Here is a 22760-nt window from a genome sequence, read left to right as displayed (position 1 = left end):
TCAACGAAATTACAAATTATTATTTAATACTTTTTAAGGGGGATATGAGTGTTGTATGTATAGAAGTTATTAGATTTTTTTCATCTGTTGCTTCATCATTTGCATTTGTTCTTTTAGCATCCCATGTTTATCCAGTTTTTTTGCTTCGGCCATTAAATTTGTAGCTTCACGTTTGCGTCTTTTGGTCATGGCTATTCCTGCTAATTGTAATTTGGCCATGGCTAAATCGTGATCCATAGCTAAACCTAATTTAACAGCTTTTTTTAAGAATTTCTCAGCTTGCGTAATGTTGGTTTGAGAAAGCATAATGCCATGAAGATAATTATAATATCCCTCTTGTTTTTGAATTAATGCAGTGGAAGGGTTTTTAATATAAGTTAACCACTTCTTAGCTCCTTTAAAATTTTGTTTACGTAATTGTAAAAAAGCTAATAAAATAAATTCGTTTTTAAAATAGAATAAAATAAATATACCTGCTAATAGTAGTATAGAAATTCCATTCATAATGTGTCCTTGAGTAAACTCATATACAGACCATATCGTTATTAAAGCAGCTAAAACTAATTTGATGTTTTTATTAAACATAATTGAATATAATTCTTTTTAATGATGAGCAAAAGTACATTTTTTATGAAAATGTTTTTACTTCTTGTAAAATTTTTGATTTTTAAACCATGCAAAAGTTCCTAATAAAGAAACAAAAGCTATTGAATAATATACTGATGTTGGTGTAATTACTTTGTCTCCACTAGCATATGAATGTAATCCGGAAAGGTAGAAGTTTACCCCCATATAAGTCATCATAACTGAATAAAATGCAATAATAGACCATAAGTTAAAGGTGAATCTCCCACGTAAACCCGGTATCAAACGCATGTGTAATACAAAAGCATATACCATAATAGATATTAAAGCCCAAGTTTCTTTTGGATTCCAACCCCAATAACGCCCCCAGCTTTCATTTGCCCACATGCCACCTAAAAAGTTTCCGATAGTAAATAATATAAGACCAACAGTTATGGCCATTTCATTAATTATAGTTAATTCTTTAATGTGTAAGTCCATTTTCTTTTTGTTTTCATTGTTGGTAAATACCATTAAAAATAAGGTAACAATACCTATAATCATCCCTAATCCAAAAGGACCATAAGCTGATACAATTATAGAAGTATGAACTAATAACCACCAAGAATTTAATACTGGTTGTAAATTAGCAATTTCTGGGTCTATCCAGTTTTGACCCGCGAACATTAGAATTACGGCAACTAAAAATGTACTAGCCCCTATGGTTAATGAAGATTTTCTACCTAGTATTAAACCAAATAGCATGGTCGCAAATGCAACGAAAATTAAACTTTCATAAGCGTTACTCCAAGGCGCATTTCCACTGATGTACCAGCGCATACCTAAACCAAGAACATGAGAAATAAATAATAAGATGGCTAAACCAATTAGTCCTTTTGTTATATAATTTAAGATTTTTGATTTATTGTAAAAGATTTGTAAAATCACAAATAAAACTAGTAAAATACCAACAAGTGCGTAGTATCTTGATAGTTTTTGAAAAATATTGATTTTATTGTAAATAATTTCTAAATCTACTTTACTTTCTGAAGGAATAACCTTTGCTCCGTACTTTTTTTGAAACTTTTTAATTCCATCTAAAACTTTATTGGTTTCAGAATAATTTCCAGATTTTTTTGAAGCTTGTAATAATCTTAGGTATACAGGTAAAGATTGACGAACAAAAACTGAATCGGTTCCTTTAAAGCCTGAATGTAAAGTTTCTGGTTGCGAAACCCATTTATCGTTTTCATCATCTGGAATTGGATAGATTTTTAAAATACCACCACCAATTGCACCATATAATAAACCAACACGCCTATCAATTTTTATTAGATCTGTTTGGAATTTATTTTGAATTTTAGTCTTTTGTGCTTCCTCAACAGCACTTTTAATTTTGTATTCTCCAGTTGCCGTTACAAAATCTGATAATCTTGCATACTGAGCGTCTTCTGGTAGGTTTAAAACTTCACGTATATCTTTATTGTCGGATTTTGCCAGATAGATTACTGGTACTTCAAACCAAAGTCTTGGATTTTCAGCGATAGATAACAATACTTGACTTGGCGTCATGTTTTTAAAGTTCTCCGTTTGTGCAACTTTTCTTACCAATTCAGAAGCAAAGGTATGTGCAGGTTTCATTCTCCCGCCGGCGTCCTGTATAACTAATTTACTAAAAGAATTAGCATGTTTTTCATCAACTTTGTTTGCCAATAAAATACTATCTATTTGTTGATCAGAAAGTTTTTTATGTTGATTATGCTGTTGAGCCTTTACTGTGTTTGTCAAAAGAAAAATAAGAATAACTAGTAGTGTAAGTTTTTTCTTTTGAATCTTTTTTAGAGAACCTTTTAAGAAATCAAAACGAGTTTTCTTATAAAATAAAGAAACAATTAAACCAAAAAACAATAAAAAGTATCCGATATAAGAAATCCAAGTTCCCCAGAAATCATGATTGACAGATAAGTGCGTTTGTTCTTTGTCACCATCAATTTTATAGCTTGATTGAAAAAATTTATATCCTTTATAGTTTAAAATGTGATTCATAAAAATTCTAAAATCAAAAGTTTCTTTAGGGGCAATAACAGTTATTTCACTACCATAGGCAGCTGCACTTTCTGACCCTGGATATTTCTCTAATTGAAAGTCGTTTAATTTAACTTTAAAAGGAGTTTGTAATTGTTTTGCACCATACCATGCTCTAAAGTTCAATCCGCCAATACTAAAGTTTTCTTGATTATCAACATTGTATTGGCCTCCATAAAAATTTATTCTTTCTGTTTCTCCATTAACAGATATATCAAAAGTAACTGTGTCGTATTTTTTTGGGTCTTTTTCTCCACTAACGGTTTTTATTTCTCCTTTTTCAGGTGATTTCGGAACAACAAATTGCATTCCGTTAATTGTGTGTAATGTTAATAATTGAAAGTGTTGAGCACTATCTTTAACAATTTTACCACGTTTTTGATCAGTCATTCGTAACCAATTCCCATCGCTTTTTGAGGTTATTTTTAAGTTGTCATCCTCATAAAAAAAATTGATAGACGCATTGTTGTTAGGAGCATCGAAACCAACTAAAATATTATGAATATTTTGTATTGTTCCTTTCTTGATATAATGTTCATGTCTACTACCACTAGAGCTTTCTACTAGGAATAGATGTTCTGTTCCATTTTCATCTAAAACTAACTTATTTTCAGACCAAGGAATATAATTTACCAGATTGAACTTTATTTCATCTTGCTTTTTATTTTTTTGAGGTTGAAATACCTCTGTAAAACTAGCGGAGTTTTTACCCCAAGCTGAAAGTAATAGTTTATTAGCTGTCGCTTTTTGAAATTCATTATTATCAATAATTACATTTAAATAATTTGTTTCAGAATAGAAAACATCTGTAGATTCCCCTTCATCGATAATCATAATTCCTTCATAACTAATATAACGAGTAACACCAGCACCGATTATAATAAATAAAAAAGCAAGGTGGAATAATAACACTGGCCATTTTTCTTTCTTGTATAAACGATACCTAAAAATATTTCCCAAAAAATTAATTACAAAAAAGATCATAATGACCTCAAACCACCAAGTGTTATAAACAAGTGCTTTTGATGTTTGTGTTCCAAAATCATTTTCAATAAAAGTAGCAACTGCCATGGCTATAGCAAAAAGGAAAAATAACACAGCCGTTAAACGTGTAGAATAGAGAATATTTAAGATTTTCTTCATCTGTAAATCTGATAAGTGTAAAACTTAGCAAATTTACGCATTAATGACAGAAAAACATTATGATTTGAATCATTTTTAGAACAGATATTTTGTTAAAGTTTTAAAGAGTTACTTGCCTATTTGCTCTCCCATTTTAACAAATGTTTCAATACGATTTTTAGTGTTTTTCAAAATGTCTTTATCTATTTTTAATTTGTCTTTGTTGACTAACAATACAATGGTTGACCCACCAAATGCAAAATATCCCATTTCATCTCCTTTCTGAATCTTAATGTCGGATTGGTAGGTTTTTATAATACTCCCTACCATAGTTGCGCCAACAGGAGCTACAATGATATTTCCTTTTTCTTTGGTTGATAGAATGCAATATTCGCGTTTGTTTTCACAAAATACTTTGGTAAAGTTGGAAGCTAAAGCATAAGGAGAAACAGAAAAATAATCTCCTTTTATTTTGGTCATTTCTGACGGAGTCCCAGTATACGGAAAATGATATCGATGATAGTCGTTAGGAGCTAATCGTAAGATAATAAGTGAAGATCGTTGATGCTCTTTAGCAAGTTCTTTATCTCCCAAAAATTCTTCTAAGGTAAATTTTCTTCCTTTAATAAAGAATTTATGCACGTCAGCTATGTTTTCGAAAGCTAACATTTTACCGTCTCCAGGAGAGATAAAACCTTCTTCGATAGGTCTGGCGCTTGTTTTAAGTCTTCTGTAGAAAAAGTCATTAAATGAAGTAAAGTCTTCTATAGATTTTTCGGCCTCCTCCATGTTTATATTTAATTCTTTTACAAACCCTTTTATTTTGTTGATAGAATTTGGCTTAGTCATAAGTTTACCATACCAAGAAGATAAAAACTTTCGCTTCACTAGTGGTAATAGAGCTATTTTACCAAATGGGTTGTTGTATAGTAACTTTAAAAAAGTTTCGCCAGGAGGAGTTTCTGTATGAATGTCTCCTGTTTTTCTATCAATATACTGAATTTTCATCTGAAGAAAATTATTAAAACGGTATTAGGCTTTAAAAAGCCATAAGCCGAAAAGATTAAAACACAAATTTAGAAAACAAGAGTATAAAAACACTATATATTTTGTTTTTCCTTTTGTTAAAATAAAAAAGATGGTTTGTTATGCTTATCTATTTGGTTTAAATTGAATTATTTTTGGTGTTAGCTTGTGTTGAAATAGAAGGTGATGGTTTCCAGTCTGGAGGCATAAATAAGTATTTTGTCTTTTAGAATTGTACTGGATTTTATGTAACGAAATAACTCTTTTAAGAGACCAAATTGACTATAAAAAACATCTTCTGAATTGATTGATTTACCTTCCCTTTCAGTAATGCCATAAATAGGCTTAACAGTATCTAAGTCTTCTTGGTAAGTTTTCAATAGCCTGTCGTCATATTTAAAATACATTTGAGAAGTTTGTGTCTAGTTATATATTGTTACTTGGATGATGAGCCTTGTGAGGCATTGGTATAATGAGTAGCTTGTTTAGTAGTGGTGTTTTTTTTTAGTTTTATTATCTTTCCAAAGAAGAGAAACGATAATTTAATAATTATTACTGAAAACAGTAAAGGTTAGGTAATTGAAGCTGTTTTTTTAGTAAGGATATAAAATCCGAATACATTAAAATTTAATTTTATTTATAATGTACTTTTAGTGAAAGTAAGTTAGATAAAAAGATGTTTAAAATAGAGGAGATTCTCTCCTAGAAATAATTTACTAATAGGTTAAGTGTTGTTTAATAATGTGTCAGCCTCCTTTTTTAATTAGTATTGAATAAAGGAGGCTGTTAGTATGTTTTTATTCTTCTGTGCTGTCAATAAGTATGGTTAGCATTTCTATAGCTGCTTGAGCAATTTTGGTACCTGGGCCAAAAACGCCGACAGCTCCGGCTTCAAATAAGAACTCGTAATCTTGAGCAGGAATTACTCCACCTACAATAACCATAATATCTTCTCGACCGTATTTTTTTAATTCAGCAATTACTTGTGGTACCAATGTTTTATGACCAGCGGCTAATGATGATATTCCTAAAATGTGAACATCATTTTCAATGGCTTGTTTTGTAGCTTCTATAGGTGTTTGAAAAAGCGGTCCTATGTCAACATCAAAACCAAGATCTGCATATCCTGTAGCAACAACTTTAGCGCCCCGATCATGACCGTCTTGTCCTAGCTTGGCAATCATAATTCTTGGTCTACGCCCTTCTAGTTTTGCGAAATCATCAGCTAGTTTAGTTGCTTTTAGAAAAAGTTTATCATCTTTTATTTCCTTACTATACACGCCAGATATGGTTTTATGAACTGCTTTATGACGGCCAAAAACACTTTCCATCGCGTTTGATATTTCGCCTAATGTAGCTCTGTTTCTTGCTGCTTTAACTGCGAGATCTAATAGGTTTCCGATACCAGTATTTGAGCATTCAGTTAAGTTTTTTAACGATTCTTTTACAGCTTTATGATCTCTGTTTTCTTTTAAATTATTTAAGCGTTCTATTTGCGACTGTCTTACAGCTTCGTTATCAACTTCTAATATGTGTAGCGGGTCTTCCTCTTCTAATTGATATTTGTTTACTCCTACAATAACATCTTGATTACTATCAATTTTTGCTTGTTTTTTTGCAGCAGCTTCTTCAATACGCATTTTTGGGATTCCTTTTTCAATCGCTTTGGTCATTCCTCCAAGTTCTTCAACTTCTTGCATTAATTTCCAGGCTTTATTAGCGATTTCTTCGGTAAGATTTTCTACATGATAGCTTCCAGCCCAAGGGTCAACTGTTTTTGTAATGTTTGTTTCTTGTTGTAAGTATATTTGAGTATTTCTAGCAATTCTTGCAGAAAAATCAGTGGGTAGGGCAATTGCCTCATCTAGTGCATTAGTATGTAAACTTTGCGTTCCACCGAAAGCAGCAGCCATGGCTTCAATAGTTGTTCTGGCTACATTGTTGAAAGGGTCTTGTTCGGTTAAACTCCAGCCGCTTGTTTGACAGTGGGTTCTTAATGCTAATGATTTTGGGTTTTTAGGATTGAACTGTTTTACAATTTTAGCCCACAGCATTCTGCCTGCTCTCATTTTTGCTATCTCCATAAAATGATTCATTCCGATAGCCCAGAAAAAAGAAAGACGAGGAGCGAATGTGTCGATGTCCATTCCAGCTTCTAATCCTTTTTTTATGTATTCTAGTCCATCGGCTAATGTGTAAGCTAATTCAATATCAGCAGTAGCCCCAGCTTCTTGCATGTGGTACCCTGAAATTGAAATTGAGTTGAATTTAGGCATCTTTTCACTGGTATATTTAAATATATCAGCAATTATTATCATGGAAGGAGTTGGTGGATAGATATAAGTATTTCTAACCATGAACTCTTTTAATATATCGTTTTGAATAGTTCCAGATAGTAATTCAGGAGCAACACCTTGTTCTTCAGCAGCAACAATATAGAAGGCGAGTATAGGTAAAACAGCTCCGTTCATTGTCATTGAAACAGACATTTTATCCAAGGGAATTTGATTAAATAACACTTTCATATCTTCAACAGAATCAATGGCTACTCCAGCTTTTCCTACATCACCTTGCACACGTTCATGATCAGAATCATAACCACGATGTGTTGCTAAGTCAAATGCTACAGAAAGTCCTTTTTGACCTGCTGCTAAATTTCTTCGATAAAAAGCATTACTTTCTTCGGCTGTTGAGAAACCTGCATATTGGCGAATAGTCCAAGGTCTTCTAACATACATAGTTGAGTAGGGACCTCTTAGGTTAGGGGCTATACCTGCAACAAAACTTTCATGTTTATAGTTAATGACTTCTGAAGTTTTATCTTGAGCTATTTTAATATTTGATATATCTTTTCTACTCATTTTCTAAACGTGCTTGTTCTAGTTTTTCAGCTAGTCTTTTTTGGATTATTGGTTGTATTAATGTTTTTTCATTACGCTTTTTCATGAAGGGGGTAATTTCAATCTCTTCCTTCATTTTGTCTTTTTCATTTTGAATTTTATTGGTACCTAGTAAAACTAATGAGCCGTTATCAAATTGTTCTTGCTCTTTTTGAGAAGATTCAATTATTTTACGTTGAATGACTCCTTCTTTTAGTTGATTTAGAAATCCGCCACCATTTTCTATTTGTTTAAAAATGTCTAATGCCTGTTGTGCTAACTGGTTTGTTAATGATTCTATGTAGTAGGCGCCATCAGCAATGTTTTGAGCTTTTATTAATTCACACTCTTCTTTTAGTATTAACAATTGATTTCTTGATATTCGTTCACCAAATTCATTTGGTTTATGAAATAGTTTGTCATAAGAAAAATTAGTAATAGTGTTTACCCCGCCTAATACGGCACTCATGCATTCTGAGGTGGTGCGAAGCATATTTACATTATAGTCATATAGGGTTTTATTTCGCAGGCTAGGTTGTGAAAAAATATGTGTTGTTGTTTTTTCTATATCGTATTCCTTTAAAAGGGAGTCCCATAATATTCTAAAAGCTCTAGTTTTGGCAATTTCAAAAAAATAATTACTTCCAGTAGAAAAATTAAAGTGAATTTTATTGGCGACTTCTTTTCCAAGATAGTTAAGGTATTCGTTAGCGTGTGCTAAAGTGTAAGCAAGCTGTTGAATGATTGTTGCACCTGAGTTTTGATAGATTGAGGTGTTTACACAAATTGAATTCCTGGTGTTTTTTATAATGGACTCTATTTCTTTAAAATCATCATTTTTATTTTTATACCAGTTTCCTGTACTAGCTATATTGCCTATAATATCAACGTTGAAATAGCAATTTTCAGAATTGGCAAACTTTGATATATCTGAAATTAATTTTGATGCTAAGAATTTAAATTTTAAATAAACTATTGTGTTTTTAAAGTTAATATTGGTTAGGAGTGTTTTGAAGTTGAAATCTTCATATACAATGAATTCAATGCTGTTAGCTCCTCTTTTTAAACTGTCAATTGCAATAGAGTTAGCTTCTTTTTCGTCTTTTACAATGATTGACTGACAAATATTAAATTCTGTTTTAGGTAGAGAGATGTTTTGGTGATGTCTATCCTCTTTTGAGTAAAAAGGCTTTACTGTGATTCCTTCATTAGTTTTCCATAATAAAGTATCGTTATAGTCTGCGCCCTTTAAATCTACTTGTATTTTAGTTTTCCAAGCTTGAGGTGTTACTTCTTGAAATTCGTTAAATAAATAATTATCCATTATTTTTTTATAGTATCAAATTCAATAATATATAAATCTTCGTTTTCTTTTTTCATAAGGTATTTTTCACGTGCATATCGCTCAAGTTCTAAAGAGTCTTTTAGCTTTTCTATGGTCTCTTTATCTATTGCAATTTTTTGTTTGTGATAGTCGATCCATGTCTCGAGTTCTTTAATTTCTTCATTAAATTCTCTATGGGTAAGGTACGAATTTTCATCTAAAAAAAGCATCCATATTATAAAGACAGTTAATATAAGAATATAGATATTCGTTATAATTTTAAATGGAGGTTTATTTTTTAGTGATTTTAAATTCATGATTATAAACGATCGTTTATTACAGTTCTAACAATATCTATTGCTACTTTATTGTGACCACCACCTGGTATAATAATATCAGCAAAGTTTTTTGTTGGTTCAATAAACTGCTGATGCATTGGTTTCAGTGTGTGTTGGTATCTACTTAATACTTCATCTATATCTCTACCTCTTTCTTTAATATCTCTTCGAACTCTTCTAATGAGTCTTTCGTCAGCGTCAGCATGAACAAAAACTTTTATGTCGCATAAATCGCGCAGTTCTTTACTGTTGAAAATTAATATCCCTTCTACAATTATAACTTTTCTTGGATGTGTTTTAATAGAGTCTTTTGTTCTATTGTGTGCAACAAATGAATATATTGGTTGTTCAATAATTTTTTTATTTTTTAATTGTTTTAAGTGTTCAACTAATAAGTCAAAATCAATAGCTCGTGGGTGATCAAAGTTTATTTTTGTTCTTTCTTCGTAAGTAAGACTGTCGGTTTTACAATAGTATGAGTCTTGAGAAATGACACAAACTTCATCTGCAGGAAGTTCATTAATTATTTGATTTACTACGGTTGTTTTTCCGCTTCCAGTTCCACCAGCAATACCAATAACAAAAATGTTTTTCATTAGAAATTCTTAAGTAGTTTTAAAGTTAACAAATTTAGAAAAAATAGTGCATAAAAAAAGTGCTAACAAATTTGTTAGCACTTTTTGTTTTTTGAGCCGATGGAGGGACTCGAACCCACGACCTGCTGATTACAAATCAGCTGCTCTAGCCAGCTGAGCTACATCGGCGTTTGCTTTAAAGCGTGGCAAATATATAATGATTTTTGAAACTGAAAAAATTTTTTTTACTTTTTTTTTGATGTGTGTTTTTAATCGCTTGGAAGTCTTTTTTTTAAGTGTTTTTTGGTAAGGCGAAAACGTAAAGTTTAAGAATTTTTTGCATCATAATTTCACATTTTTTACTATTCTTGTTTTTTACTGAGATATTTATTTTAGTGTTGTTTTGTATTTCTATTTTTATTAGTCCGTTAGGGAAATATATTTTTAGGCAGTCATGATCTTCTTCTTGAAAAAATAAATCAAATTCACCAATCATCCAGTTTTTAAATTTTTCATAGGTATGATAAGAAATGTTGTCTGAAAAACAATTATTGTAATAAGGTTTCGAATAAACTATTTTAGCAAAAACTTTATTCTTTTGAATTAATTGATGAGTCAGTGACATGATTGTTATACTTTAAAAAAAATATTTTTTTTAAAAAGAATGTAGCTTAGTAAAAGATAAAATGAAACAACACTAAGTGCATATAATAAAGAAGCTAGTTCTGTGATTTGAAAATAATTGTTGAAAAAAGTATCAAATAACCAAGAATGTATAGTTTCGTTGTTATTAATTTTAGTTATATAAAATACTTTGGCTATTACCATCGATAAGAAATAAATAGTTATTGCGTTTTTACTAACATATGTAAGTTTTTTACTTAATGTAATGTTTTTAATATCATTAACATAATATGTGATAGATAGGGCAAGTGAAGCCCATCCAGCAGTTATTAAAACAAAACTACCTGTCCAAATAGTTTTATTTATAGGGTACCAAATACTCCATATGTATCCCAGTGAAATAAGACTTACTGCGAAGAAAAATAATAAATGTTCCTTTTTATAGCTGCTGTTTTTATAAGTAAGTATTTTACCAGCAATTATACCAAGTAAACAAGTTACAATTGATGGGATAGTACTAAGAAGCCCTTCCGGGTCAAAGGTATTTCTCCACATGTGTTTTCCTAAAATAGTATAATCAATGTAGTTTGACCAATTATTTAAATTGTTTTCAAAAGATGGGTAGGCTCCATTTGGTAAATGAATAAATCCAGTAAATAGAAAATAGCTAATTAAAAGTAAGGTAATTACTGAAGCAATATTTTTTACTGTTAAGTTTAAAAATAATATAGAGGAAACAAAAAAAACAATTCCTATGCGTTGAAGTACACCTGGTATTCTTAGGGTTTCTAACTCTTCGATAAAAGGAAAATTTGGAGTAAAAATATTTATAAATAAACCAAGCCCAATTAGTTTTATGCTTCTTATTACTATTTTTTTATAAGTAGCTTTGCTAGGTGTTTGATTTTTATAAGCCAACGCTATTGATATTCCTACAATAAATAAGAAAAAAGGAAAGATTAAATCAGTTGGAGTTAGTCCATGCCATTCGGCATGAAGTAGTGGAGGATAAACAGAGCTCCAGGTACCAGGATTGTTAACTAAAATCATTGCAATTATAGTTAAGCCTCTAAGTGTATCAACTGATTGTAATCTTTTCACTGGAATCTTATTTTATAGAATAGTAGTACTAATTTTCTTCCACACTTTTATAAGTAAATAGGCAAATACAATTGCAATTACTGAAATAATAAGCGCTAAGGTGTATTTTCCGTAAATCCAGTAACCAGTAGCAAACATACAGCTGTAAATGAAAATAGTACCTAAAAGCATAGCTATTATACCGTTAGGGACACTCCACTTTTCATTTGAATTGATAAGATTAATATCTTCGTTTTTAGCTTTGTTTGTAATGTGCTTCCAACCGTTCCCTCCTGGTTGTATTTTTTTATAGAAGTTGTATAATACCTGATCTTTTTCAGGGGAGGTTAAAAATGTAGTTATTACCCATACTAAAGTTGTTATAAGTACAATAAAGGGAAATTTAAACCAGCTAGGAAATACTCCAGTTTCTGTGCTAAAAAGTACTTCTCCAAATGAGGTAAAATTTAATAAAATTGAAATTATACCAGATGAAAACATTGCGGCGATTTCGCTCCAAGCATTAATACGCCACCAAAACCAGCGTAAGATAAATATTAGCCCTGTACCTGCTCCAAACATAAGAATAACCTCAAATAATTGTAAAGCGTTTGTTAAAAGTAATGCGAATAAAGCACTAAATAACATTAAAACAACTGTTGAAACTCTACCCACAAGAACTAGTTTTTTTTCAGAAGCATTTGGATTAATTTGTTGCTTATAGAAATCATTTACTATGTATGATGCTCCCCAGTTTAAGTGAGTTGAAATAGTACTCATATAAGCAGCTACCAAAGAAGCTAATACAATTCCTAATAAACCACTAGGAAGTTTTGTTAACATAGCTGAATAGGCTAAATCATGCCCTAGTTTACTTTCTGCTACATTTGGAAAGGCTTCTTTTATACTCGCTAAATCTGGATATAGAACTAACGAAGCTAAAGCAACTAAAATCCATGGCCAAGGACGTAAGGCATAATGCATAATGTTAAAAAAGAAAGTAGCACCAATAGCATGGTTTTCATTTTTGGCTGCAAGCATTCTTTGAGCAATGTAACCACCTCCACCAGGTTCAGCACCTGGATACCATGCACTCCACCATTGAACAGCAAAAGGAATTATTAATAAGGTAATGACAGCTTCGGTATTGCTAAAGTCTGGAAGTATTGAAAGTTTATTAATAACATTCTCATGCGTAACTAAGTTTTTTAACCCTCCAACTTCTGGTAAGTTAACTAAGTACCAAGCCGCACCAATTGCACCAATCATAGCTACAAAAAACAATAAAAAGTCGGTATAAACCACTCCTTTAAAACCACCTATTGCACTAAAAACAACTGTAATTAAACCAGCATATACAATAGTTTGCCAGGGTTCTAAGCCAAGCATTATTTGCCCAATTTTTATAGCGGCAAGCGTTACAGCAGCCATAGCCATAATATTAAATATAACACCAAGATATACAGCACGAAGTTTTCTTAGAAATTTCGCAGGTTTTCCACCGTATCTTAATTCGTAAAATTCAATATCTGTATTTACATTTGATTTTCGCCAAAGTTTAGCGTATACAAACACTGTAAGCAAGCCTGTTATTAAAAAAGCCCACCAAACCCAATTTCCAGAAACACCGTTTTTCCTAACTATATCAGTAACTAAGTTAGGAGTGTCAGTTGAAAAGGTGGTTGCTACCATTGAGAGTCCTAATAACCACCAAGGCATGTTTCTTCCAGAAAGAAAAAACTCTTCTGAGTTTTTACCAGATTTTTTTGAAACGTAAATACCTATTAGTAAAACTACAGTGAAAAATAATATTATTATAGAGAAGTCTAAAGAGCTTAAGTTAATCATTAATTGGTTTTTAAAAGTTGAAATCTAATGAAATTGATGGTGTTGAAGTAAATAAATTCTACCAACAACTATATTTTTTTGATAAACAAAATAAAAATAAAGACAAAAAGCCTTTATTTTACGAATTAGTAGTTTTTAAAATAATTTGTTTTGTGTTGTTTATATATTTTCTGCCTATTGGTATTCTTTTGTTATTTATATCAACAGAATTCCCTTCAACAGAATTTACTTTGTCAATCGCGATTGTGTATGACCTGTGTATGCGTAAAAAATTATTGTTAGGAAGTTCTTCAGTTATACTCGTTAATGACTTATGAACGATATAGTTTCCATCAGTTGTACAAACTTTTATGTAGTCTTTTAAACTTTCTATGTACAAAAGATTATCATATTTTACCTTTACTAATTTTTTTTCGACCTTTAAAAAAATATAAGAATCTTCGGTTGAGTGAATGTTTTTCACATTTTGATTTAGGTGAAGTTGTTGAGTTAGTTTATTAATTGATTTTAAAAATCTTGGGAAAGGTATTGGTTTTACCAGGTAATCTAGCACATCTAAATCATAGCTTTCAGCCGCAAACTCTCTATAGGCTGTTGTAATGATTACATGTGGTTTTACGGGAATGTTTTTTAGGAATTCTAATCCGCTCATTTTTGGCATATTAATATCTAAAAACAAAACATCTATAGCTTCTTTTTCAAGGGTGTTTATTGCTTCTAAAGGATTATTAAATGTTTCTACAATAGTTATGTTTTGAAATTCTTGTAGGTGATTTTTTATAACATTAATAGCCAAAGGTTCGTCATCTATAATAACACAATTAATTTTCACTTTATTGTTTTTTTGTTAGAGGAATCTCTAAATTAACAGAATATAAATTATTTTCTTGTGAAATATCAAGTTTATAATTTTTTTTGAATATTATATCAAGTCTTCTTTTTGTATTGGTATTACCAATCCCTCTTTTTTTATTTTTATCAAAAGAAGGGTCAAAACTATTTTTAAGACTAAAGATTAAATTGTTTTCTTGAGTTATTTCGAAACTAATATAGATATAAAAATCATTATTATTTTTATTTCCGTGTTTAAAACAGTTTTCTATGTAAGATAAAAAAATTAAAGGAGGCACTTTTGTATTGGCTATATTTCCTTTTATATTTAAATCTACTGTTGAGTTTTTATTACAACGAAGTAATTCTAAGTCTAAATAATTTTGGATGTATTCAATTTCTTTTAAAAGTTTTACCTTGGGCTCTTTTACATCATATATAACATATTGCATTATGTCAGAAAGTTTTAACACAACCGTTGGCGCCAAATCTGACTTTTCTAAAGTTAAAGCGTAAAGGTTGTTTAATGTGTTAAAGAAAAAATGCGGCTGTATTTGGGTTTTTAAAAAGTTTAATTCACTTTTTAAATGTTCTTTTTTTAAATTTTCTATCCTATTCCGTTGGTTTACCCAATCAACTGTTAGTTTTATAGCTGTAGCTAAAGCTAAAACATAGAGTTCTCCAAGAGTAACGGCTATAACATGATTAAAAGTAAAGGCTTCTTGGTATCCTTCAGATTCAGGCCAAATATTTTTAGTGACAAGAAAATAATTAAGGGCAGTTCTAGCAGTATATAAGAAACTTAATGATATAAATAATGACGTAATATATCTTTTGTACTTTTTTTGTATCAGAAACTTTGGTATAAAAAAATACAAATTTGCATAAACAATAATAATATGTAGAGGGAATTCTATTAAGTTAGATTTTAGGGAATACCAATAATCATCAAAATAACTTCCCCATCGAATAACATTAAATATAAAATAACTAACCCAGAAAAGTATATGGTACTTTCTTTTTATTGTTCTATTTGAGTATTTGTTTTTTATAAAGTTCAAAATTAAAGTAAATTGAGTGTGTAATTTATACCATTTTTTCGGGTGTACCAAACAAGACTTAACATCTAAAATAGACTGATTTATGATAATCTATAAAATAGAGTCATTCATTGCTTATTTTATGTTGTTTGTATATAATATTTTTTTAACATTTTGAGAAGTGCATAACTTTAAGCAAACAATTAATTAACATATTCATGAAAAAAAATAAAATTTTACTACTATTTTGTTTTTCTTTTTTAGTAACACAACTGGCTTTAGGTCAAGAAAAAACAATAACAGGGGTAGTGACTTCTAAGTCTGAGGGGGGGCACTCTTCCGGGAGTAGGAGTAATTATTAAAGGAACTACCAAAGGGGTTGAAACTGATTTTGATGGAAAGTATCAAATTAAAACCTCTGTAGGTGATGTTTTGCTTTTCACATACATAGGTATGAAATCAAAATTAAAAACAGTAACTAGTCAATCGTCAATTATTAATGTAGCTTTAGAAGATGATAATATTTTAAACGAAGTGGTTGTAACTGCCTTAGGTATTAAAAAAGAAAAAAAGGCACTTACCTATTCAGCTCAAGAAGTAAATGGAGATGAATTAACAAAGGTAAAACAAACAAACCCTATTAATAGTTTATCAGGTAAATCTGCGGGGGTAACTATCACAAGAAGTTCTTCTGGTATTGGAGGAACTGCAAAGGTTGTATTGAGAGGAAACTCTTCTACTTCAAACAATGACCCATTATATGTTATTGATGGAGTACCAATGTTAAATAGTGGAAACGGATCTAATGGTTCGGAACCAGGAACTGATATTTATGGTAGTCAAACAGGAAATAGAGATGGAGGTGACGCGATGTCTTTAATTAATCCTGATGATGTAGAGTCTATTACAGTATTAAAAGGAGCGTCAGCTTCAGCTTTATATGGAAGTCAAGGTGCAAATGGTGTAATTCTTGTAACAACAAAAAAAGGAAAAGAAGGTAGATTGTCTGTGAATGTTTCATCTAGTTTTACAGTTGACAATGTAATGTCATTACCAAAATTACAATCTGAATACCAATCAGCTTCAGTAGGGAACCCAATAGCTGTAAATGGTAATGTTAGTGATTCAAAATCTTGGGGAGCAAAAGCTCAGGGGTTAAGTAATGATGCAAAAAGTTTTTTTAACACAGGATATACAGCAATAAACTCTATCGCTTTAACTTCAGGAAATGCTAAGGTGCAAACCTATTTTTCATATGCTAATACATTAGCAGGAGGAGTTGTTCCTGGGAATAAATTAGTTAGGAATAATGTAACATTAAGAGAAACTGCTAAGTTTTTAAATGATAAGATAGATGTTTCTGCAAGTGTTAATTTATCAGATCAAAGAATATGGAACAGACCTACAAATGGGTTGTATTCTAATCCTTTAACAGGTGTGTATTTGCATCCAGTAGGAATTGATAGAAATACTTATAAAAATAAGTTTGAGTATTTTAATCAAGGAACTAATATGATGGATCAGTATACTGCATTCAATTTTTCAGATAGTGAAAATATTGTTCAGAACCCATACTGGTTAATAAATAGAAGTCCAAGTCAAGATGTTGTTCAAAGAGTATTAGCAAACGTATCTGCTAAATATCAAGTAAATGATAACTTTTCTTTACAATCGAGAGTAAGTTATGATAAATCATTTTTTACATTTGATAAAAGGCAATATGCAGGAACAGATCCTGTAAACTCAGGTGATAATGGAAGATATGTTTTAGAGAAAACAGAAAATACTCAACAATACATTGATTTAATAGCTAATTACTCTAAAGACTTTTCTGAAGATTTAACTTTTACAGGTTTGTTAGGTACTAGTTTGACAAAATATGCTATTGGAGATCAAGTTTTATTAGATTCAGGTAGAGATGGAAAAGGGTTAAACTATCCAAACATTTTTACAATAGCTAATTTTGAGACAACAAATAATATAAGGCAATCAGTAGGTAATAGAGAGGTACAATCTGTATTTGGTTCAGCAAATTTTGGGTATAAAAAAATGTTATTCTTAGACATAACAGGTAGAACAGATTGGTCGTCTACATTAGTAAACACAAATTCAACTTCATTTTTCTATCCATCTGTTGGTTTAACCGGAGTTTTTTCAGAGATGTTTGAAATGCCAGAATCAATTAATTTTGCAAAACTTAGGTTTTCTTATGCTGAGGTTGGAAAGGATATCCCTGTATATGCTACATCTCCAATAAATAAAATTAATCAAACAAATACAGGAATTAGCACGGCGCCTTTTGCTCCAATTGAAGGAGAAACATTAGAGCCAGAAAGACAAAAAGCATTTGAAATTGGAACCGAGTGGAGGTTTTTAAATAACCGTTTAGGTTTTGAGTTAACGTATTACAGTACAAAAACATTAAACCAAATATTTTTTATACAAGCAGAGCCTAATCCGAATGGATATTCACAAAACATTGTAAATGCAGGAGAAATTTCTAACAGAGGTATAGAGTTAGTATTGAATGGGAAGCCAATAAGAAATGATAATTTTAGCTGGAACACAGCATTAAATTTTGCTCAAAATAAAAATAAAGTAGTATCAGTACATCCAACATTACAAGATGGAAAAGCTATTGTCACAGCAAGAGGTGTTAATGGTTATGAGTATTCATTAATAGAAGGAGAAGATTTTGGAAGTATCAGAACAAAAGTATTGAAGAGAGATGAAAATGGAGTACCACTAATTAATGCTTCAGGAGCTTTAGATATTGATGAAAGTTTTTCAAAAACTGTAGCACATGCGCAACCAGATTTTACTTTAGGATGGAATAATACGTTTGATTATAAGAATTTCACGTTCAGCTTTTTAATTGATGGTAAATTTGGAGGGGATGTAGTAAGTGTTACAGAGGCTGTAAATGATAAATTTGGTGTTTCTCAAGCAACTGCTGATGCAAGAAATACTAATGGTGGTATGGTTGATGTAGTAGATGCAGCAGGCGTTAAATCTCAAATTACGGCACAAGATTACTATAATGCTATTGGAGGTAGAGATGGAGTTTTGGGAGAATATGTTTATGATGCTACTAATGTTAGTTTAAGAGAATTATCTATCGGTTATAAATTACCAGTAAAAGGAGAATTTTTTAAGAGTGTTAGGTTGTCTTTAATTGCTAACAATTTATTCTTTTTCTACAAAGAAGCACCATTTGATCCAAACATAGCTGCAAGTACAGGTTTAGGTTTACAAGGAGTTGATATTTATAATCAACCATCAACAAGAAGTGTAGGGTTTAATGTTAATATAAACTTTTAAGAAATGAAACGAACTTTTAAATATATACAGCTATTAGTAATTTTAGTAATTGTTAATGCATGTACAGAAGATTTTGCAAAGATAAATACAGATCCACATGGTATCTCACAAGGAAGCTTAACGCAGCAAAATAACCATATAGGGGCTAGGTTTTCACCAATGTTTTCTAATGTAATTCGTGTTGAGCCTGCATGGAATTACCAACTACAGCAAAACTTAAATGCTGATGTTTTTTCAGGATACATGACTGCTCCAACACCATTCGCAGGAAACATAAATAACCAAACATATGCATTGGTTAATGGATGGAATGGTTTTATATGGAATGATGCTTATGATGCAAATAATGGAAATGGAGTAATGCCTTATGCAAGAGAAATAAAAGAACAAGTAGAATTGTCAAATTCAGATGGAGGAGAAAAATTTGTGTTCTTAGCAAATGTCATTAAAGTAATGGCAATGCATAGAGTCTCTGATGTTTTTGGTCCTATACGTTATTCTAAATTTAATGATTATGATACAACAGGAGAGTATGATTCTCAAGGAGATGCTTACAAAGCATTTTTTAAAGATTTAGACGAGGCCATTGCTGGATTAAAACAGTATGAAGGAGATGTGCAGTTTGTTCCTTTTGATCAATCAAACTTAGCAGGAGATGTTGCTTCTTGGAGAGCTTTTGCTAATTCTATACGATTACGATTAGCTATTAGAGTATCTAAAGTAGATGGAGCTTTAGCAAAAACCGAAGGAGAAAAAGCATTAGCTAGTGACGCTGGATTTATAGCAAATACTATGAAAGTTAATATGGGAGGTTTCTCTCATCCATTAGCAACTATTAGTGGAACCTGGGGAGATATTTGTATGAGTGCAGAAATGGAAGTGATTTTAAAAGGATTTAATGATGGGAGAATTTCTAAATTTTTTAAAGCACCTGCTGATGCAACATTAGGAGATTATAAAGGAATTCGTCAAGGAATTGATATTAATGCAAAGTCTCAATATGGAAGTCATTCTTTATTAGGAGATGTTGTAATGACGGCAACAGATAAAGTGTGGATGACAACAGCAGAGATTTATTTTTTGAAAGCTGAAGCAGCTTTAAGAGGTTGGGCAGGAGCAGGAAATGCTAAAACGAATTATGAAGAAGGTGTAAAAGCTTCTTTTGCACAGCATGGTATTGCAGGGTCTAGTACATATTTAGCAGATGCAACTAGTACTCCAAATGATTTTGTAGATGCAATTAATGCTACTAATAATATAGCGTATTCAACAGATGTAAAAGTAGCTTATAATCAGTCAGGAACAAACGAAGAGCAATTAGAGCAAATAATTACTCAAAAATGGATTGCTATGTTTCCTGATGGCCAAGAAGCATGGAGTGAATTTAGAAGAACGGGGTATCCAAAAGTTTTCCCAGTTGTTATTAATAATAGTGGAGGAGATATAGATACTAATATTCAAATACGTCGAATCAATTTTGTAGATAGTGAGAAAAACACTAATTCAGAGAATGTTCAAAAGGCAGTTAGCTTCTTAAAAGGACCAGATAATGGAGGAACCAGACTTTGGTGGGATACAGGAAGTAGTAATTTTTAACCAGTAAACTTTGTTATAAATAATCGGGAATGTAAGTATGCATTCTCGATTGTTTTTAGTAGTAGTTTTATGGCTATTTGTCGAAAAAAATGGCAAAGGCTCCATAGGTACCCTACATTTACAAAGTAATTTATTTTAAGATAAGGTAAGCATGGTTATGTCAAATAATAAAGAAATGAAATATCATCTAGCAGGACAGTTTGAGGAAACACGTTTTGAAAAGAGTCATAACGTAATATTTGAAAACTCATTGAAGGCATCAAAGTTAGTTGCTTCAGAAATCGCTCAGCTTATAAAGCAGAAAGCTAGTGTAAATCAAAAATGTGTTTTAGGTTTAGCTACTGGTTCATCCCCAATTAAAGTATATGAAGAGTTAGTAAGAATGCATAAAGAAGAAGGTTTAAGTTTTTCTAATGTAATTACTTTTAATTTGGATGAATATTGGCCAATGCAACCTGATGATATTCAAAGTTATCATCATTTTATGCATGAGCATTTATTTAATCATATTGATATAGTTCCAGAAAGTATTCATATTCCTGATGGAACAATTAAACCAGAAGAAGTATACCAGTACTGTGTAGATTATGAATTAAAAATAAAAGAAGCAGGAGGGTTGGATTTTCAATTACTTGGAATTGGAAGAACAGGGCATATCGGATTTAATGAACCTGGATCTCATTACAATTCTAGTACAAGAAGCATAACCTTAGATCATATTACAAGAGAAGATGCTGCGTCTGACTTTTTAGGGATTGAAAATGTTCCTAAAAGGGCTATAACAATGGGTATTAACACTATAAAGAAAGCAAAAAGAGTAATATTATTAGCTTGGGGTGTTAATAAAGCCGAAGTGATTCAGCAAACCATAGAAGGGGAAATAACTTCTCAGGTTCCAGCAACGTATCTTCAAGAACATCCTAATGCAACTTTTGTATTAGACAAAGAAGCTTCTTCTGAATTAACAAGAATAAAATCACCATGGTTAGTTTCTTCTTGCGTTTGGACAGAAGAACTAAAAAAGAAGGCTATTTTTTGGTTAAGTGACAAGGTAGGTAAACCTATTCTTAAGCTAACAGATAAAGATTATAACGAGTACGGAATGTCTAGTTTATTAGTAGAAGAAGGAAGTGCGTATGAGTTAAATATAAAAATATTTAATGCTTTACAAAGAACAATTACAGGTTGGCCAGGTGGAAAACCAGGAGCAGATGATTCAAGGCGTCCTGAAAGAAGTTCACCAGAAAAAAAGCGAGTAATTATATTTAGTCCTCACCCTGATGATGACGTAATATCAATGGGAGGAACTTTTGATAGGTTGGTTGAGCAAGGGCATGAAGTTCATGTAGCATATCAAACATCTGGAAATATTGCAGTGTCTGACGATGATGCATTAAAATTTGCTGAGGTATTTAAGCTGTTCGATTCAAACTCTAATAAAACTGAAAATATTATTTCCTCTATTTTAAATAAAGAGGCAAACGAAATAGATAGTGTTGAGGTTAGAAAGCTAAAAGGAGGTATAAGAAGAGCAGAATCATTAGCTGCAACAAGGTATTTAGGTGTTCCAGATGGTAACATTCACTTTTTAAATCTTCCATTTTATGAAACAGGAAAGGTTAAAAAAAATAATTTATCAAAAAAGGATATTGATATCATGTGCGCGCTGATTGAAGAAATTAAACCGCATCAAATTTATGCTGCCGGAGATTTAGCAGATCCACATGGTACTCATAAAGTATGTTTAAATTCACTTTTTGAAGCATTAGAAGTGCTGAAAGGTCAAAAATACATGAATGATTGTTGGGTTTGGTTATATAGAGGAGCTTGGTTTGAGTGGCAACCTCATGAAATAGAAATGGCTATTCCAATGAGTCCTGATCAGGTAGTGAAAAAAAGACATGCAATTTTCTATCATCAATCTCAAAAAGATAAAGTGATGTTTCAAGGAAACGATGCAAGAGAATTTTGGGTTAGAGCTGAAGATAGAAATAAGCTAACTGCTGAAAAGTATCGTAAATTAGGGATGGCAGATTATGCAGCTATTGAAGCTTTTAAACGCTATTTCTTTTAAAATGAAATATGGTTTATTAATCTCTTTATTATTACTAATAGGATGTGGTGTTGAAACAACATCTAACATAGAAGGTACTTGGAAATTAGTTTCTGCAAAAACGATAACAAAAGATTCTACCTTTTCTTCGTTATCGTCAAATCAGGAAATGATTAAAATTATTAATAAAACTCACTTTTCTTTTTTAAGGCACGATTTAAATAAAGGCAAAGATTCTACAGCTATATATGTAGCTGGTGGGGGAAGGTATGTCTATAAAAATGGTGTGTATAAAGAATATTTAGATTATCTAAACTTTAGGGAATGGGAAGGGAAAGTTTTTGAGTTTAATGCTAAAATAAATAATGATACTCTGACTATAACTGGGGTAGAGAAAGTTGAAGAGTTAGGAGTGGATAATAAAATTATAGAAGTTTATAAAAAGCTTTAAAAT

General features: G+C 31.2%; 16 protein-coding genes and 1 tRNA gene. 4 read left to right on the top strand and 13 right to left on the bottom strand.

Features of this window, described 5'->3' with window-relative positions; genetic code table 11:
• Positions 1-69: 69 nt before the first annotated feature.
• From ACMFBB_RS08990 to ACMFBB_RS08930, 13 genes are all read right to left on the bottom strand, one after another.
• A complete protein-coding gene (locus ACMFBB_RS08990) occupies positions 70-585 on the bottom strand; it encodes a DUF2892 domain-containing protein (protein ID WP_435264066.1) in 516 nt (171 codons plus the stop codon).
• A 57-nt stretch (positions 586-642) separates the two neighbouring features.
• On the bottom strand, positions 643-3792 hold the full coding sequence (gene ccsA / locus ACMFBB_RS08985; protein ID WP_435264065.1) for a cytochrome c biogenesis protein CcsA: 3150 nt from the start codon (positions 3790-3792) through the stop codon (positions 643-645).
• A gap of 108 nt (positions 3793-3900) precedes the next feature.
• On the bottom strand, positions 3901-4779 hold the full coding sequence (locus tag ACMFBB_RS08980; protein ID WP_435264064.1) for a phosphatidylserine decarboxylase: 879 nt from the start codon (positions 4777-4779) through the stop codon (positions 3901-3903).
• An 815-nt stretch (positions 4780-5594) separates the two neighbouring features.
• Positions 5595-7658, bottom strand: a complete 2064-nt coding sequence (scpA, locus tag ACMFBB_RS08975) for a methylmalonyl-CoA mutase (protein WP_435264063.1) — start codon at positions 7656-7658, stop codon at positions 5595-5597.
• Entirely contained in the window at positions 7651-9000 is a 1350-nt protein-coding gene (locus ACMFBB_RS08970; protein WP_435264062.1) for a methylmalonyl-CoA mutase subunit beta, read from the bottom strand. Before ACMFBB_RS08970 ends, scpA begins: the two co-directional genes overlap by 8 nt.
• A complete protein-coding gene (locus ACMFBB_RS08965) occupies positions 9000-9317 on the bottom strand; it encodes an FtsB family cell division protein (RefSeq protein WP_435264061.1) in 318 nt (105 codons plus the stop codon). Before ACMFBB_RS08965 ends, ACMFBB_RS08970 begins: the two co-directional genes overlap by 1 nt.
• Before the next feature lie 2 nt (positions 9318-9319).
• A complete protein-coding gene (udk, locus tag ACMFBB_RS08960; RefSeq protein WP_435264288.1) occupies positions 9320-9925 on the bottom strand; it encodes a uridine kinase in 606 nt (201 codons plus the stop codon).
• A gap of 103 nt (positions 9926-10028) precedes the next feature.
• Positions 10029-10102, bottom strand: a tRNA-Thr gene (locus ACMFBB_RS08955).
• A 103-nt stretch (positions 10103-10205) separates the two neighbouring features.
• Positions 10206-10538, bottom strand: a complete 333-nt coding sequence (locus ACMFBB_RS08950) for a hypothetical protein (protein ID WP_435264060.1) — start codon at positions 10536-10538, stop codon at positions 10206-10208.
• 5 nt (positions 10539-10543) lie between these two features.
• Complete coding sequence (locus tag ACMFBB_RS08945) at positions 10544-11638, bottom strand: acyltransferase family protein (protein ID WP_435264059.1); 1095 nt, start codon at positions 11636-11638, stop codon at positions 10544-10546.
• 12 nt (positions 11639-11650) lie between these two features.
• The gene (locus tag ACMFBB_RS08940) at positions 11651-13465 is read right to left on the bottom strand and encodes a sodium:solute symporter family protein (RefSeq protein WP_435264058.1); all 1815 of its coding nucleotides are present in this window, start codon (positions 13463-13465) and stop codon (positions 11651-11653) included.
• 118 nt (positions 13466-13583) lie between these two features.
• On the bottom strand, positions 13584-14297 hold the full coding sequence (locus ACMFBB_RS08935) for a LytR/AlgR family response regulator transcription factor (protein ID WP_435264057.1): 714 nt from the start codon (positions 14295-14297) through the stop codon (positions 13584-13586).
• Position 14298: 1 nt separating this feature from the next.
• Positions 14299-15357, bottom strand: coding sequence for a sensor histidine kinase (locus ACMFBB_RS08930; RefSeq protein ID WP_435264056.1), 1059 nt, complete (start codon positions 15355-15357; stop codon positions 14299-14301).
• A 300-nt stretch (positions 15358-15657) separates the two neighbouring features.
• Here ACMFBB_RS08930 and ACMFBB_RS08925 point away from each other — a divergent pair, with 300 nt between their 5' ends.
• The 4 genes from ACMFBB_RS08925 to ACMFBB_RS08910 all read left to right on the top strand — a co-directional run bounded on the left by ACMFBB_RS08925 (position 15658) and on the right by ACMFBB_RS08910 (position 22757).
• Positions 15658-18657 carry a SusC/RagA family TonB-linked outer membrane protein gene (locus tag ACMFBB_RS08925; protein ID WP_435264287.1) on the top strand — a complete coding sequence of 1000 codons (3000 nt, stop codon included), beginning with the start codon at positions 15658-15660 and terminating at the stop codon, positions 18655-18657.
• A gap of 3 nt (positions 18658-18660) precedes the next feature.
• A complete protein-coding gene (locus tag ACMFBB_RS08920) occupies positions 18661-20253 on the top strand; it encodes a RagB/SusD family nutrient uptake outer membrane protein (RefSeq protein WP_435264055.1) in 1593 nt (530 codons plus the stop codon).
• 175 nt (positions 20254-20428) lie between these two features.
• Entirely contained in the window at positions 20429-22327 is a 1899-nt protein-coding gene (gene nagB, locus ACMFBB_RS08915; RefSeq protein ID WP_435264054.1) for a glucosamine-6-phosphate deaminase, read from the top strand.
• A 1-nt stretch (position 22328) separates the two neighbouring features.
• Positions 22329-22757 carry a hypothetical protein gene (locus ACMFBB_RS08910; protein ID WP_435264053.1) on the top strand — a complete coding sequence of 143 codons (429 nt, stop codon included), beginning with the start codon at positions 22329-22331 and terminating at the stop codon, positions 22755-22757.
• Positions 22758-22760 lie beyond the last annotated feature (3 nt).

The sequence above is a fragment of the Tenacibaculum sp. nBUS_03 genome, from assembly GCF_051201695.1.
Classification (GTDB): domain Bacteria; phylum Bacteroidota; class Bacteroidia; order Flavobacteriales; family Flavobacteriaceae; genus Polaribacter.
This window is presented reverse-complemented; position numbering and strand designations above follow the sequence as displayed.

Coding starts and splice junctions, on each gene's coding strand:
- ACMFBB_RS08990 (WP_435264066.1), bottom strand. CDS start 585: ATGTTTAATAAAAACATCAAATTAGTTTTAGCTGCTTTAATAACGATA.
- ccsA (WP_435264065.1), bottom strand. CDS start 3,792: ATGAAGAAAATCTTAAATATTCTCTATTCTACACGTTTAACGGCTGTG.
- ACMFBB_RS08980 (WP_435264064.1), bottom strand. CDS start 4,779: ATGAAAATTCAGTATATTGATAGAAAAACAGGAGACATTCATACAGAA.
- scpA (WP_435264063.1), bottom strand. CDS start 7,658: ATGAGTAGAAAAGATATATCAAATATTAAAATAGCTCAAGATAAAACT.
- ACMFBB_RS08970 (WP_435264062.1), bottom strand. CDS start 9,000: ATGGATAATTATTTATTTAACGAATTTCAAGAAGTAACACCTCAAGCT.
- ACMFBB_RS08965 (WP_435264061.1), bottom strand. CDS start 9,317: ATGAATTTAAAATCACTAAAAAATAAACCTCCATTTAAAATTATAACG.
- ACMFBB_RS08950 (WP_435264060.1), bottom strand. CDS start 10,538: ATGTCACTGACTCATCAATTAATTCAAAAGAATAAAGTTTTTGCTAAA.
- ACMFBB_RS08940 (WP_435264058.1), bottom strand. CDS start 13,465: ATGATTAACTTAAGCTCTTTAGACTTCTCTATAATAATATTATTTTTC.
- ACMFBB_RS08920 (WP_435264055.1), top strand. CDS start 18,661: ATGAAACGAACTTTTAAATATATACAGCTATTAGTAATTTTAGTAATT.
- nagB (WP_435264054.1), top strand. CDS start 20,429: ATGAAATATCATCTAGCAGGACAGTTTGAGGAAACACGTTTTGAAAAG.
- ACMFBB_RS08910 (WP_435264053.1), top strand. CDS start 22,329: ATGAAATATGGTTTATTAATCTCTTTATTATTACTAATAGGATGTGGT.